We start from the raw sequence: 15388 nt of genomic DNA, 5'->3' as shown, positions 1-15388 counted from the left end.
CCGCCCCTCTCCTTAGACAAACACCAGCCACGTTAGCTCTAGTTTAGAACTGTCCAGAAAATGGGGTCAGGCCACGATATTGTCCAATAAACAGGGATTTTTCGATTGTGGTTCAATGATAAATATATCGTTCTAACAAGATGACAAGTCATAAAAAGGAAGACTTTTCCCGTCGGTTTCTTGAGCTTATGAAGCGTAGACGGATTCCCGAAAAATCCAGACCTTACTAATATAAGTCACTTGGAGCGATGGGGCGTGGCGCTGCGCAAACGGCCAACAGACTTGAACAAATACGGACTTCTTGAAGGTTATTTAAGGAAATTAACTCACACACCGGGAGTGCTATCCTATGTTCCGTATCAGACGGTGATGGCTGTCCGCCTTTCCCAAGCTATCGATCGATCCGCGGAGTCCAGCAGAAAGTGACCGACTGGGGCAACGAACTTGCCAAACTGACCGTGGAAATCGCAAGGATGTCTAAAAGTGCTGCCATTGCAGAATGAAGAACCAAGTTTCGAGACCATCTCCGACGCATCCCGTGACGATGCATTGGAGTCTTCCCAAATCGGGGACGCCGAACAGTGGTATAATGTTTCAAAACGAAATCTGATCTGGACTCCAGGAGCGAAGCGGCCGGGATTGTAAGACCATCACCTGACGCTTCCAGGAGCCTAAGTATCAATGCACTGCCACAATCCACTGTCAAATCGCTTCCATCTGCGAACCCTTATCAAACAAGGGAAAAAGTGGTGGCCCGACCCGGATTCGAACCAGGGACACGCGGATTTTCAATCCGCTGCTCTACCAACTGAGCTATCGGGCCTCACACCCTCTCGGGCGGGGCGGCAGTAAGAAGCGAAGCGAGAGTTTTGACAATCTAAAAATAGCTATAATGCGAATTTTTTTCTGCCTCCCCGTTGAGAGGCCATGAAATGTGACGAGCACGTCACATCCTACCGCTGGATGAATGTCACAATCGCCCCTTTGATCGATTGTTAGAGACATGGAACTTTTTCTTATCGATGCAATCGGCCCGTTTTTCCGGGACTATGATAAAGGCCGCATAAACTGGTCGAAAATCCCGTTCACCCATCTGCAAACCAGTGGCCCGGAAGCTGATACACAATGGGAAAAAATTCGCTCCGACCTCCGGCACTTTGCCAGGGAAGTGACAACTCTGGGTTACAATGCTGTCACTTTGGACGATCTCGCCCATCTGGCCCATCATCCGCTTCACGAAGCAACCGTCACTGCAGACATCAAGTTCTATAGGGAGCAGTTCCGACAAATTTTCGATATCCTCTCCGAAGAATTCGACCTGAAAGTATTCCTGACCAGTGATATTATGCCGATGACTCCGGCAGTGGAAAATGCGCTGGGCGACAAACCTGCGGAAATGGAGCGCTACTATCTGGAGCTGGTCACCCAGGTGCTGGACGATTTTCCGCAGCTTTCGGGTTTGATTCTCAGGATAGGCGAAAGCGACGGAAATGATGTCAAGGATACCATCCGCACCCATCTACATCTCCGCAACCCGAGGGAGACCAATCATTTGTTACAAAAATTACTCCCCCATTTTGATTCGCGGGGGAAAAAACTGATTCTGCGGACCTGGACGGTTGGGGCGCACAATATCGGAGATCTCATCTGGCACCGTGGCACCCTTGCAGAAACACTCAACAAACTGGACTCTCCGAATTTTATCGTGTCCATGAAACATGGTGAGAGCGATTTTTTCCGCCACATTCCTCTCAATAAAGCCTTTTTCAGAGTCAAACAGGCGAAGATCATCGAGCTTCAGGGCCGCAGGGAGTATGAAGGAGCGGGAGAATACCCTTCCTTCATCGGTCGCGATTGCGAGAACTTTGCCAGGGAACTCCAGGAAGCCGAAAATGTGGTGGGGATGTCGATGTGGTGCCAGACAGGTGGTTGGCATCGCTTTCGCAGGCTGGCGTTTCTGGAGGGTAACAAAAATCCGGATATTTGGATACGCTTCAATGTGGCTACGGCCATCTACATTTTCAAATACGGCCTTAGTGTTGAAAAGTCGATCGAGGAGGTTGTGGGGCTGGAGCGGGCTCCTGCGACCCTGGAGTTATTACGCTATGCGGACACGTTGATCAACGAGCTACTATACATCGAGGACTTCGCGAGGCAGAAGCTATTCTTCAGGCGTGTGAGGATTCCGCCGCTTTTGAATGTGTATTGGGACTGTCTTTTTATCAATCACGCCGTATCGAAGGTATTGAGACATTTTGTTCCAGATCCCGAGCATGTCCTGAGATCAGGGGAAGCTGCCGCTACCTATTTTCCGAACATGATCCAACTGGCGAAAGAAGCGGATCTGCCCGTAGCCGATATCGAACACATGCGTGATTTCTTTTCCATTCTATTGCTGGCACGCCGCTATTATTTTCTGCCGTATGATGAAGTCCTTGCAGACCGGATAAAAAGCGCGAAGAAAAAATACAAGGCACGCTATCCGGAAGGCACACGTGAGCGTTACCGGATCAAAGTTTCCTTCGAGCCCTTCCGTATCCGGCGTAGGACGCTGGCCTGGGCCTCTACCCTGTTACTCAGAAAACAGCGGGGTTACCGCATTTTCGACCATCTTTTTACGCTCAATCTGCTCGGTTATGCGTTCAAATTGTTCAAACCAAGAAACCCAAAGGACATGCCGAAGTTTCTGCGGAAATCCGCAATGGGTGTCGATGTGCTCTTCAAGTAGAGAAACCCTGCGGACCTTCACCCTATCAGTTCTTTGATGGATTGCCCGCCGAACTGGCTGAGCTGCTTGTATCGTCCAGCATGGAAATAGGTGAGCTTGTTGTCATCCAGTCCCATGAGATCCAGCATCGTTACATGAAGATCGCGGATTGGATGCACACATTCCACGGCATTCTCGCCCAGCTCATCGGTCGCGCCAACGATGGATCCCTTCTTCACTCCCCCGCCCGCCAGCAGCATCGTCATGGCTTTCGCATTATGGTCCCTACCCAGGGAATACACGCCACCACGTTTTGTGTTGGACGAGGTGCGCCCGAACTCACCGGTCCAGACGACAAGTGTCTCATCGAGGAGCCCGCGGGACTTCAAATCTTTGATTAATGCGGCCATGGGTTTGTCCACACTGCGGATGCGTGAGCTATGTCCGCGCTCCAGATAGTCGTGGCTGTCCCAGCCTCCGGAAAAGATCTGGACGAAACGAACACCTTGCTCAACAAGGCGGCGGGCAAGCAGGCACTGGCGACCGAAAGCCGCGGTTTCCGGATCGTTCAGGCCGTAAGCCTCCCGGAGATACTCCGGCTCTTTTGAGATATCAGTCACCTCCGGGACCTCCATCTGCATCCGGTAGGCAAGTTCATAATTTTCCATGCTTGCCGAGAGGCTCTCGTGTTCCGGATGGAACTCCGCGTGTCGTGCGTTGAGAAAATTTATTTCGTCCAGAGTCCTGCGGAAATGCTCGCGGTCTTTGAAATTCGGTGAGGCAAGATCTAGAATGGGTGTGCCTTCCGGACGGAATCGGGTGCCCTGATAGCTTGCCGGAAGAAATCCATTGGTCCAATTTCCCGAGCCGCCCTGAGGCATCGCCATCTCCGTCATCACCACATAGCCCGGGAGGTTCTGGTTGATTGATCCCAAACCATAGTTCACCCAGGAACCCAGGCCCGGATCGCCACCGAGGCGGCTGCCCGTATTCATATGGAACAATGCTTCCGGGTGGTTCACGGATTCCGCTTGGCATCCCCGATAATTGCATAATTCATCGGCCACTTCCGGGTCCGCCATGTGCACCCATTGGTCACACATATCCAGGCCGGCTTCACCGACTTTCCGGCTTTTGAAAGGACTGCCGACATAGAACTCAAAGGAATTTCCCCCAGCAGTATTTTTGCTTTTGCACTCGGTTTTATGAAGTCTGCCGAGTTGTGGCTTAGGATCAAAGGTATCCATGTGGCTAGGTCCTCCTTCCATAAAGAGCATGATGCAGGCTTTTGCTTTAGCGGCATGCATCGGCGGCTTCACAGCGAGCGGAGCAGCGGCCTTTGCGATCGAAGCCTCCCGGGCAAGTAGATCGCTGAAGGCGACAGAGCCGAGCGAAGCACCAAGGCCAAAAAGAAACTCACGGCGGCTTGTCGCGCTGGAGATGGGACGGGAACAGATAGGATTTTTCATAACATTCGGCTCAATAAAGATGGATGAATTCGCTGGAATTCAGAAGCAGCAGGCATACATCCGCCAAAGCACGAGTGGATGGAGAGACATCCGCAGCCTTGGCATCGGGTTGATAACTTTCGAAGGACGGGAGGATTTCCTCATATTCAAAGGGCTCCCCGGAAAACTCCTCTACTAGAGAACGAGTAATTTTCACCGGATAAACAGGGGTTTCCGGCTGACTCTTCAGATGGTATTGCTCCATATCAGAGAGATATCTCAGCAACTGTTCTTTTTCGATCGATGCCGGTTCGCGCCCGAGTGCGAGGCGAAATGCCAGATTGATGCGTTCTCCAGGCGTTTGCGCTTCCCGTTCCAAACGAAGCGCAAAGGCAACCGTCCTATCGGTAATGACATCACTGTTCAGCATCGTGAAGACCTGAGGGGTTACTGGTGCGGCATCGCGTGCCTCGCAGGAGTCATTTGGATTTGGCTGATTGAAAACTTCCAGGAAAGGATCGGCCATACCCCGCACGCGGTAGGTGTAGATCGTCCGGCGATTCCGTTGCCGGGGTGTTGGATCCGGTTGATAGGCGGGAGCGAGGGAGAACTGCAGCATCCTGGGTTGTAGCGCGACCTCCATTGAGATTTCCGGCCGTATTGGCAGGCCACCGGCCTTCGGATTTAGCTCACCGGTGACTTTCAGGAAACTATCCCGGAGTTCCTCCGCGGAAAGACGGCGGGGTTTGCGGTATGCTGCGAGGCGGTTTTCCGGGTCTTTCTCACGCAGCTTTTCCATCATCGGATGTTTTGTCGATTGGCGGTAGAGCTTCGACATCATCATCAGCCGGTGCATGCGTTTGAACGTCCATCCGTTTTCGACAAAGTCCGCCGCCAGCCAATCGAGCAATTCCGGATGAGTCGGTTTCTTTCCCTTCACCCCGAAGTTGTTTGGATTGCCCGCAATGGGATCTATGAAATGGTGCTGCCAGACACGATTCACAATGGACCGTGTGGTCAAAGGATTGTGTTTATCGGCGATCCATTTTGCCAAAGCCAGGCGTCGCCCGGAAAGATTATCCGGTAAAATATAAGGATCGTTTTCAGGTGCCCCGTCCACCGGCAGGCCAAGTGCGCTCAATACGCCGGGGCCGACTTCATCTCCCGGTGCAAGATATGATCCCCCTCCGTAGATATGATTCCTGGGGCGCCATGATTGATCGACTTGTTTGGGAATACGCAGCTTCCTCGCATCCGGCTTCACATCCGGGCCGTTATATACGCTCTGCACCATTGGAAGGTAGCGCTCCTGGCGGCGGTTCCAGATCCAGACATCCTGTTCACGAACTTTCAGCCGTCCCTGCTCTTCAATGGTCAATCCGATATGTCGCGGAGGCTTCACCTCATCGGCAAGATCCTTGCGGTCGTCTTCATTGAGATACGGCAGATCATGTTCCGCAAACCACTTCCTGGCCGCGTTTTCCCGCTTCTCCACCAGCTTTTTGAGATCGGCTTTCGCAAAGCCAAGCATGGACTGCACCAGCTTGTTTCCCTCCTCAAAATTGTCCGTATTTTCACAATCCGAAAAAGGCAGGTTTCTTTCTGCAAGCTGCGTGCCACTGAAGGCCGCATACATGCGGTAGTAATCCTTTGTCGGCAAGGGATCGAACTTGTGATCGTGACATTTGAAACAACGCATCGTCGTCGCTAGAAACGTCTGTCCCACAGTATTCACTACATCATCCAGATAAAGCTGCCTGGCCTCCGGCACAGGAATCATCGCACTATCCCACGGCCCGACACGGAGAAATCCCGTAGCTATGATCAGTTCTTTTTCCGCATCGTTGTAAGCCCCTTCCAGCCGGGCTTTATCAAATTTTTCATGATCATTCTCCATCCTTTCAAGCAATGCGGCATCTGCAATCTCATCTCCGGCGATTTGCTCGACGATGAATTGATCATAGGGTTTATCAGCATTAATACTACGGATCACGTAGTCTCGGTAACGCCACATATTGGAGCGTTCATAATCATTCGATAAACCACCGGTATCGGCATAACGCGCGACATCAAGCCAGTGCTGCGCCCAGCGCTCTCCATACTGGGGACTAGCCAGCAAGCGGTCAATCAGACCGGCCCATGCGGCCTCCTTGTCATTGCTCCACGCTTTCCGGAAAGATTCGATTTCTCCGGGACTTGGGGGCAGCCCTACAAGATCATAGGTCGCGCGCCGGATCAGAGTCAACGGATCCGCCTCTGCCGCCGGTTCCACCCCTTCGTCAGTGAGTTTGCGATTCACAAAATAATCGATAGGATTTTCTTTCGAATCTGGTATCGCCGGTTTGACCACTGGTTGAAAGGCCCAGATGTCCTCCGGTTTGTATCTGCGATAGGTCCATGCATCCGACTGACCACCGCTGGTTTTCACAATCACACCGTCCTCGTTTTCCAGGACTTTCCACTCCTCCTCCCGGTAGGACTTCATGGTCATCTCATCCGGCCAGGGTGCGCCGGCATTGATCCAGTCCCGCAACATTGAGATTTGCTCCGGCAGAAGTCTGTCGTTCTCCTTGGGAGGCATTTCCATATCGGGATCCTCCCACGTGACAGCGATGTATAAATCGCTCTCCAGAGCATTTCCCGGGACGAGAACCTTATCTGAATACTCGCCACCTTTCAACATGCCCTCCAGTGAGCGAAGATCCAGCTCACCCTTTATTTTTTCAGGATCATCGCCATGGCATGCAAAGCATTTTTCCTGCAGTATCGGGTAGACCTTCAGTGAAAAAAGACGCTCGGCATCCGGTTGCGATAAATTTTCTCCTTTCGCCAGCAGTAGAGTGCCGCCAAAAAACAGCAGAACATTCTTAAGGATTTTCAAACGGTTAGGGTTTTCCATTATCGTAGATTTTTTGAATGTCATCTGAGGTCAAAGCTTCGCGGAACAGCGCGAACTCGCTCATACTCCCGTTGAGGTTTCTCACCGCGTATTCGGGATCACTTATGACCGGTGCACTCCAGTTCCCGATAGAAGCGTTCCCGATCCGAACGTTTTTCACCCGATAGTCCGTTGGGATGATTTCGCGGCTTAGAATTTCTCCGTTGAGAAAATGGACGACGGCTCCCGAATCGGAATTGTAGGTGGTGGCAAGCATCAGCCATTGTCCACTCATGGCGGGTGTCCAGAAAGGTGGAGAAAGACAGATGTGCTTATCCGGGCCGGGTCCCCGGGCTCCATCCCCATATTTTTTTACAGAAAAAAACATGCGCCCGTCATCCAGGATCTGCCAGTGCGGCTCATGACGATCATGCCCGTCCGTCAAAAACAGTGAATTATACCAGCGGTCCAAGCTATTGATCTTCACCCAGACAAGTAGTGTTAAGCCGTCAAAATCGCCCGGCACCGCCATGCGGATCCGGCTTCCCGCGGGGCTGAAGTCCAGAGCTCCACCGGGGTTTCCCCAGCGATCCGAGGCGCTGACCGCCGCCACAATCGCGGCAGAATTCCCTATTCCATCCGCCGCGCTGTTCTGGAGATTTCTGACGGTGGAATCCGCCGATTTCATATCATAAAACGCCACCAGCCGTGGGTCCGCATAAAGAGATTCGCGGAATCTCCTCCAGTCCCGGTGACGGATGTCTCTCGCGCTGGAAAGAAGCTCGCGGACATCCTCATTCCCCACAAAGTCCTCCGGCTTTCTGTTAAGCTCTTTGCCCAAGGAATCGATTCTGAGACCTTGCCCCTTCTTGAGGGAGGTCATTTCCGCCCCGATTGGATGCCACTGGACTTCGCCGGCAATCACGTGCAGTTCCGAGCGCCCGGCGGAAATATCCAGGGCAAACTCTGTCCCAAGATCTACGATCTCGCCGTTCGGCGTATGAACGCGAAAACCCTGGGCAGCTTCCGGAACATGGGCACGAAGTTTGCCCGAGGTCACTATCATTTCCATAGATGATATCAGCTCAAATTCCGCCTGACCTTCGACTGTGAGCGTCACTCCGCTAAATAACTCCAGCTGGGCAATTCCAGATTCCAACCTCAGCTGTCCGGTCGGCAGCAATGCTCCATCTGGAAGAGACGGGGCATTTTCCCACGAGACTCCTGCCTGTCCGCTCACGACGGCAAATCCACTGGCGCACGATTCCTTGGGTGCTTCCGGATTCCTAGATACCATGAAATCCTCTTTGTTCGCACCTTTCATTGGTCCTGCCCCGATCCATAAACCTACAGCAGTCAGTATGAAAACGGCAGCGACTGCAGTAGCCGCCACCATATAGCCACGCTTGCCTCCCCGGTGGAATGGCACGGTTTTTCCTTCCGCCTGACTGGCTTCGGACTGAAGCAATGCGTTCAGTGTCAATCGGTCATAATAGACTGCCCGTGCCCCGGCATCGACGCTTAGCTCCGCCTCCAGTCGAAGGAAATCAGCTTCGGAAATCTCGTCATCGATTAATTCATCGATCAACCGCTTCAGTTCCTGACTGCTCATGAATTGGCCTCTCCCAGATTAAGTTGTTTCTCAATGCAGCCCTGAAGCGCGTTGCGCAACCGATGCAACGTCACTTTGAGCCCTCCGATGCTATTCCCAGTTTTTTCAGAAAAATCTTTGAGAGTCCCATCGCTGGAATAGCGGTGTAAAAGCAATTCCCGATGTGTGGGACGGAGTTTCTCCAGGCAATGTTTCAGGGCCTCATGGCGTTGCTCCAAATCATCCGAGTGCTCGCTCAGCTCTTCGGCAAAAGCATTTTCAAGATCTTCACCGAAGACCAGGCGGGATTCCCTAGCCACCTTTTTGCGATAATTGAGCACCTCGTAGCGGGCTATGCTAAAAGCCCAAGCCTTGAAGAAGGTTCCCGGCTCGTATTCATTGCGCTTTCTCCAGAGGGTCGTGTTCGCATTCTGGATGACATCCTTCGCGGAAGAATCTCCCGGCATCAGTGAACTGACATACAAGCGCAAGGGCACCTGGATCTCGGTCAGGTGTCCGATGAATTGCTGCTCCTTGTCATGACTATCCATCATTTAGTTACCTACATACTCCAAAAGCCTGCGAAAGGTTAACAATATACTTTCCGCGAGCTGGAATCTTTCCCTCGCCAAAAGTAGCTTCAAAAATCCTGAAAAGCGGCTACCCTCTAGAATGGTCCGTCCCGCCAAGCTCTTGTTTATTCCGCGCGCTCTTCTGATCTTTTCGGTGAGTCTTGGTTTTTTCGTGGGTTCAAAACTTCAGGCAACTTCCTTCAAGCTGGTGGCAATCGGTGATTCGCTTACGGAAGAATACACCTTCGAGATTCCATTTTCCTATCCGGGTGCCCGTAATTGGGTGGAAATTCTTCATGCGGAACGCCCCTCGGAGTTCAGCATGGGTGCCTATGATTCGCGTTATCTCAGCTATCCGGACCGGCGGAATGGCGGCTATGAGTTCAATTATGGGATTCCGGGATACACCACGAGAGACTGGGAGGAAGTTCTTTACGATCCCGGCAGCTTCTCGCTTCATCGCTTCACTCGCAATGCCTTGGACAGCGATCTCCAGATTGTCGATGCAGCGTTGATCTTTCTGGGAGGAAATGACCTGAAATCCAACTACACCGGAATATATGCCGATCCTGTGCCACCACCTTTCCTAGCGGATATTCCTCCCCGTATCATCAAGCTCCACTCGTATATCCGCAATCACGCTCCCGCGGGATTTCCGATCATCATTGCCACTCTTCCCGATATTAGTGCCACCCCGGATATCACCGGAAATGCCACTTACCAAGATCCGGCCCGCGCAATAATAGCCCGACAGCGTATTGCCAGTGTCAACGCCAGTTTGATCGGACTGGCATCGGCTCTACCGGATACCTACATCGCGAGAATCGACTCATTGACCGACCGCATCCACGACCAATCACCCTTCGAGCTCAACGGCACAGAATTCACTTACTTCAAGCTACCCGAAGGAAATTCCAACCCACCTCTACATCTCTTCACCCATGATGGATTCCACCCGAACACCGCCGGCCAAGCCCTTCTGGCGAATGAGATTCTGAAAGCAATCAATCAATTTGCGCAGCCCCCTATCCCACTGATGGAAAACCGCGAAATCCTCTCGGATGTTCTCGCTCAAAATCCCGATCAGCCCTACCTGGACTGGGCGGGCACCAGAGGTGGACCCAACGATAATCCGGATGGCGATGCCTTGCCGAACCTTATGGAATTCCTACTTGCCACAGATCCTTCCCTGCCAAACGCCGCATTCACCTTCTCCTCAGATGGCACTGCCAGCTACCTGCCGGATGCCTCTGCGTCACGCTACGCAACGCTTACCCCTCTCCAATCCGCAACCCTGAACAATGACTGGGTCCCCGTCCCTCCATCCCGCCTGCAAAACCTGCCGGATGGGACGATCCGTATCCTGCCCTCCTCTACGGACAAAAAGCTCTTCTACATTCATCAGGCAGTCCCTAATCCTTGATCATTGATCGCACCCGCTGCTTAATCCTTCCGAAATGCATACGGAACTCCGCCAACTCCTCCAAAAACGTCTTGAGGTCATTGCCGACCACGGGTTCCGCGATCGTGACCCCGATGCACATCTCCAGGCGTTGATCAAAGTCTCCGAGGAGATCAGTGCGTATACCCAGGCGCATCTCGCCGAGTTCGATGGAAAGCTTCGTCATTATCTGGCGAACTCGTCATTCCAAAAAGCGCTGGATCATCTCAGCTAAGCTACCCAAAAGGTTGTTCATACAAACCTGCATGATCCAGAGCCTACGCCTTCTCAACTTCCGCTGTTTTTCCTCATTGAGTCTGGAATTTCCTGCCGAAGGCGTGATCCTTATCGGGGAAAATGCTCAAGGGAAAACCTCACTGCTGGAAGCCGTCTGCACATTGATCAGGCTTCATTCTCCGCGAACCAATCGTTTCAACACTCTCACAAAATTCTCGACTCCCGGTTTTGGGATTGCGGCAGATCCCTGGGGACAGGAACGAAAAATCCAACAAACGGCCAACGGCTTGAAACTCAAAGTGGATGGCGAGCCGCGCCAATCCCGCACCGAATACCTTTCCGATGGAGGTCTCATCGTCTGGATGGGAAATGAGGATCTATCGCTGATCCGTGGTCCGGGGGAGACCCGCAGGCATTTCCTCGATTTCCTCGGAGCGCAGTTGGATCCGAAATATCGCACCGCTTTCACCCGCTACCGCAGGGCTTTGAAAGCAAAGAATCTTTTGCTGAAAGAACCGAAACTGCGCCTCCCGGAGCTCATCGCTTACGAGGAAATACTCATTGATCACGGCACCTACCTGACAGAAACCCGCAGGAGATTGATTGAGGATCTCAGCCCGCTTGTCGCAGCGGCCCAGCTGGATATTTCCGGCAAAAATGAGGCCCTGACCCTGAGCTATCTCCCAGCCTCCGGTCCCTCGCTGAAGGATTCCATGCTCCAGGCCCGTCAGCGGGAAATCGCCACCCGCCAAGCGGTTATCGGCCCGCATCGGGATGATGTGTCGATCCGCCTTCACGGTATGCCAGCCTCGGACTATGCAAGCGAAGGCCAGCAGAGAACCATCGCACTCGCCCTCAAGCTGGCCCAGGGAGACCTGCTCCACCAGCGATGTGCGCGAACTCCCATTTACCTACTTGATGACATCTTCGGTGAGCTGGATCCAGCCAGGCGGAACGCTCTCTTGAATCATCTGCCAAAACACGCCCAGAAGTTCATCACGACAACCCATCTCGGCTGGTTGGAATCCACCGAGGGAATCTCCCCGCTCCCTGTTCATCAGGTGAGCGAGAACTCGGTGCGGAAACTTTGATCGCGAGACTCTGTCGCCCGGCTTGAATAAATTCCTGACCGGGTCTGTCCTAATCCGGGTGGTCTGCTGCAATTCTAGCTTTCCATCCTCCCACAAAGACCATACATTGTATTCATGAAAACGGTTCTCATCACCTATCTGAGCGTCATTCTCGCCCTACCGGTGAGCGCCGAGATCAAAAGTGACCGGAAGTCATTGTTGAATTCCGAGCCGGACGTTGTGTATCTCGAAGAAATCGTAGATCCGCCGATTCGCCTCAAGGTGATCAAAGAAGCTCCGGTATATGCTGATAAGGATGGGAATCGCCGCTTGGGCTTCCTCCAGACCGATCAATTCGTCACCCTTGAGGGAATGACGGCAAAGGCTTACCGGGTCAGAGGCAAAGGCACCCGCAATGGCGTTGCCGGCTGGGTTGCGCCGTGGGCTTTCACTCATGAGCAGGAAGACTTCGTGACAAAGCTGAAGCAGCTTTATGATCGCCAGATCGCCGTAAATGAAATCATTGCTGGAGGCGGAATTGCCATTGGGATGACGTTGGACGAGGTCTCCCAATCCCGTGGAAAGCCTACCAAAACTTCTGTCCGCCGCACTGCCGATGGAGAGTCCGGGAGCTGGGAGTTCATTGATTACGAAGAGGTAAAGCACTACATCACGCGCATTGATCCCGTCTCAAGGATTGCTTACCGGCAGCTTTCCCACGTAACCACAGAAGAAAAAGGCAAAACCGTGGTGGAATTCGAAAACGGCCTCGTAACAGCTCTGGAAGAAAATGAGAATAATGGTCCCGGCAACGTGCGGATCGTCGTCCCCCCTTTGATCTTTCGGTGGTAATCTTAGGGCAGAATTTCAGCTAACCGCTCCGATCGGCCTCTCCTATCTCGCTCCGTATTTGTAGAAATCATCGGCCTTCTCCATCGTAATTTCTTCCAAGCGGCCTTGTATCGGGACTTCGATCTCAATGCGTTTGCTTTCAGCCGAGACAGGATGCAGCTTCAACAATCTGGGAGCTCGATCGAAAGCATTTCTCGCCAGCGAAATTGTGACCCGACCTTCATAAGTATATTGCGTATTCTGCGCTTCCGTCTGCTTTTCTTGCATCAACTGAAGCTCCGCAGCCTGATCTATTTTTTCAAAAAGAGATGTCTTTGAGTTTGCTGGCTCTTCGGTTTTCTTATCGGCTGACGCATTTGCCAAGGTGAAATCGGAATCGCTATCCAAATTCAGCTCAGCTTTCATCGCCGCGAATTCCGGATCCAGCGCAACGGCCACATTATCAACCGGAAGGCGCACCGTCAGCTCGCCGTTGACTGCGAAAAGCTCATCTGCCTTGAGCTGCAGATGACTTATGGTTGCTGTGCCATCGTAGGTTTTCAGATGAAATCCACCTTCGTCAAAGATCACCCGTCGATAGTTATTGTAGGCATCCACCACGCTAAGCGCTTTCAAAAGCGGTAGCTCATCGCGCAATTGGATAAAGTTCCCGTCAGTGAGGCTCACTTCGCCCGCGAAGCCGACACCGGCAGTGGAATTGATCGAGCCAAAAGCTGAAAACTCGCCTGAAATCTTTCCTTCGAGGTATTCAGCAGTCGCAATTGGAAGAATTGATGCTAGCGAGACATCCCGCAAGTTCACGTGCCCATTGATCTCCGGTTGCATTCCCGCTTTTATCTTGAGATCTGCCAGAGATACGACGCCATTGCCTTTGGAAAAAAGTGCTTTCTCAAATACCAGTCCCTTTTCGCTCACCGCAATTTGAAGTTCCTTGATCTGGAGCTTCTTCAGCCAACTTTGACTGAAATAACCTCCTTTGAAATTCAGGCGCCAGCCGTCTTCCAAGCGCAGCGCAGACATCCGGCTAGAGGAAATCCGCCCCTTGGTGCGGGCGGAATACCCCCAATTCAACGACACTTTCTTCACCACAACGGTATCAAATTTGGCGTAGCCACTTTTCTGGAACAGCACATCGGCGATGGCTTGCGCTGATGCATCCGTATCAGCCCCCGCCCGCAGACTCACCGAGGCTTCGGAAATTTCGATCAAGCCAGGCTCCCAGCTACTCCGGAACTGATCGAGCATGTTCATCTGGCAATTGAGATTCTTAACCTGGAATTTTGTGAAAAACGTTTCCTTTTCACCTGTCATCGCCAGTCGGTTGATGGATAATTTCCCCTGCTTATGACTTATCCCGGAGATCTCGACCTCTTTTGCGGCGAATCCGCTTCGAAAATCCTCACCAAGTTTTGTGTGAAATCTCTCACTACCGAATTGGGTGAAAAGGAATAACCAGATTCCGAAGCCGATTAGCACGAGAAATAGACCAATCCGGGACAACAGGGCCATCATGTGATAGCCGAATGCGCCGTCACCAGACCGATTTGATAACGAATAGCGGAGCTGGAACCAGAAGCCCTGTTTCGAGACCCAGTGGCCCAATCGCTCATAAAAGTTTTGTAACTGTTCTGATTCAGACTGTCCGGTCATCTCGGGGCGTATAAAAGCTTTCCATCACTCCCCTGACGAGTAGAAAATCAGCGCTTAACAACATATAAAAGACACATTTCCTTGGAAAACCCGAATTACAAAGTCCAACTCGAAATCTTCGAGGGGCCTCTGGATCTTTTGCTCTATCTTATCAAAAAAGATGAGCTGGATATACACGCGATATCCATCGAGAGAATCACCAAGCAATACCTCGATTACATCAATACCTTCAAGCTTCTGAACATCGATCTGGCTTCCGAATTCATCGTGATGGCTGCCAATCTGATGTATCTGAAATCCCGCACCTTACTGCCGCGCACGGAACAACCACCCGAAGAGGATGCCGAAGAAGATGATCCCAGGTGGGAACTGATCCGGCAGCTGATCGAATATAAAAAATTCAAAGACGCGGCCGGCTTCCTCTCCGTCCGCGAGCTCGAGCAACAGGGCCGCTTCGCACATCAGCCGGATCCAGGTGACAAACCTGAAGAAGAACCTCCCACACTGGCCGAAGTTTCAATATTCGATCTCATTCGAGCGTTTCAGAACGTCTTGAAACGGTTTGAGGAATCCCACGACTTCGGCGATATCGTGGACGATCGCTACACGGTAGCCGATAAGATTGAGTTTCTCATCGAGCATTTCCTTCCCGGTCAATCTTTGCCGTTTGATGCGCTATTCCAATCGGCAACCACCAAATCCGAGGTGATTGTCACATTTCTCGCCGTCCTGGAACTGATGAAGCTCAATCAATTTGTCGTCCGCCAGGACGGATTGCTTTCCGCCATTACCGTGGAGCGAAGAACTGCCGTGGAAATGGGGCATGAGGAGGTTGCGGAGGTGCAATGAGGATTTCCTGTTGATCTTTTGAGAATCAAATCAACCATACGCCGATGAAAAAAATCCTGGCCTCCGGACTCTTCGCTCTTGCAAGTCTAGCCT

The 15388-nt window shown here is 52.1% G+C and carries 11 protein-coding genes and 1 tRNA gene; 6 read left to right on the top strand and 6 right to left on the bottom strand.

Features of this window, described 5'->3' with window-relative positions; translation table 11 throughout:
• Positions 1-747 precede the first annotated feature (747 nt).
• Positions 748-823, bottom strand: a tRNA-Phe gene (locus tag ACFSSA_RS12125).
• Between the two features lie 180 nt (positions 824-1003).
• On the opposite strand from ACFSSA_RS12125, the gene ACFSSA_RS12120 reads away from it, so the two are divergent.
• The gene (locus ACFSSA_RS12120) at positions 1004-2728 is read left to right on the top strand and encodes a hypothetical protein (protein WP_386820718.1); all 1725 of its coding nucleotides are present in this window, start codon (positions 1004-1006) and stop codon (positions 2726-2728) included.
• Positions 2729-2745: 17 nt separating this feature from the next.
• On the opposite strand, the gene ACFSSA_RS12115 is transcribed toward ACFSSA_RS12120, so the two are convergent.
• The 4 genes from ACFSSA_RS12115 to ACFSSA_RS12100 are packed head-to-tail and all read right to left on the bottom strand — an operon-like array spanning position 2746 to position 9178.
• Positions 2746-4176 (bottom strand): DUF1501 domain-containing protein, encoded by a 1431-nt coding sequence (locus tag ACFSSA_RS12115; protein WP_386820717.1) that lies wholly within the window; start codon positions 4174-4176, stop codon positions 2746-2748.
• A gap of 10 nt (positions 4177-4186) precedes the next feature.
• Positions 4187-7054, bottom strand: a complete 2868-nt coding sequence (locus tag ACFSSA_RS12110; protein WP_386820716.1) for a PSD1 and planctomycete cytochrome C domain-containing protein — start codon at positions 7052-7054, stop codon at positions 4187-4189.
• Positions 7041-8645, bottom strand: a complete 1605-nt coding sequence (locus ACFSSA_RS12105; RefSeq protein ID WP_386820715.1) for a LamG-like jellyroll fold domain-containing protein — start codon at positions 8643-8645, stop codon at positions 7041-7043. Before ACFSSA_RS12105 ends, ACFSSA_RS12110 begins: the two co-directional genes overlap by 14 nt.
• On the bottom strand, positions 8642-9178 hold the full coding sequence (locus ACFSSA_RS12100; protein ID WP_386820714.1) for a sigma-70 family RNA polymerase sigma factor: 537 nt from the start codon (positions 9176-9178) through the stop codon (positions 8642-8644). The genes ACFSSA_RS12105 and ACFSSA_RS12100 overlap by 4 nt, the downstream gene beginning before the upstream one ends.
• 190 nt (positions 9179-9368) lie before the next feature.
• On the opposite strand from ACFSSA_RS12100, the gene ACFSSA_RS12095 reads away from it, so the two are divergent.
• The 4 genes from ACFSSA_RS12095 to ACFSSA_RS12080 all read left to right on the top strand — a co-directional run bounded on the left by ACFSSA_RS12095 (position 9369) and on the right by ACFSSA_RS12080 (position 12796).
• Positions 9369-10619 carry an SGNH/GDSL hydrolase family protein gene (locus ACFSSA_RS12095; RefSeq protein ID WP_386820712.1) on the top strand — a complete coding sequence of 417 codons (1251 nt, stop codon included), beginning with the start codon at positions 9369-9371 and terminating at the stop codon, positions 10617-10619.
• 34 nt (positions 10620-10653) lie between these two features.
• Positions 10654-10872: a hypothetical protein gene (locus ACFSSA_RS12090; protein WP_386820711.1), complete on the top strand. Its 219-nt coding sequence runs from the start codon at positions 10654-10656 to the stop codon at positions 10870-10872.
• A 31-nt stretch (positions 10873-10903) separates the two neighbouring features.
• Positions 10904-11965, top strand: a complete 1062-nt coding sequence (recF, locus tag ACFSSA_RS12085) for a DNA replication/repair protein RecF (protein WP_386820710.1) — start codon at positions 10904-10906, stop codon at positions 11963-11965.
• 114 nt (positions 11966-12079) lie between these two features.
• Entirely contained in the window at positions 12080-12796 is a 717-nt protein-coding gene (locus ACFSSA_RS12080) for a hypothetical protein (RefSeq protein WP_386820709.1), read from the top strand.
• 42 nt (positions 12797-12838) lie between these two features.
• Here ACFSSA_RS12080 and ACFSSA_RS12075 read toward each other — a convergent pair whose 3' ends face one another.
• Positions 12839-14446, bottom strand: a complete 1608-nt coding sequence (locus ACFSSA_RS12075) for a hypothetical protein (protein WP_386820708.1) — start codon at positions 14444-14446, stop codon at positions 12839-12841.
• 81 nt (positions 14447-14527) lie between these two features.
• On the opposite strand from ACFSSA_RS12075, the gene ACFSSA_RS12070 reads away from it, so the two are divergent.
• Positions 14528-15295 carry a segregation and condensation protein A gene (locus tag ACFSSA_RS12070; RefSeq protein WP_386820707.1) on the top strand — a complete coding sequence of 256 codons (768 nt, stop codon included), beginning with the start codon at positions 14528-14530 and terminating at the stop codon, positions 15293-15295.
• Positions 15296-15388 lie beyond the last annotated feature (93 nt).

Source organism: Luteolibacter algae (genome assembly GCF_042683045.1).
Taxonomy (GTDB): domain Bacteria; phylum Verrucomicrobiota; class Verrucomicrobiia; order Verrucomicrobiales; family Akkermansiaceae; genus Luteolibacter; species Luteolibacter algae.
Note: the sequence above shows the minus strand (reverse complement) of the source record. Positions and strands in the feature narration are given on the sequence as shown.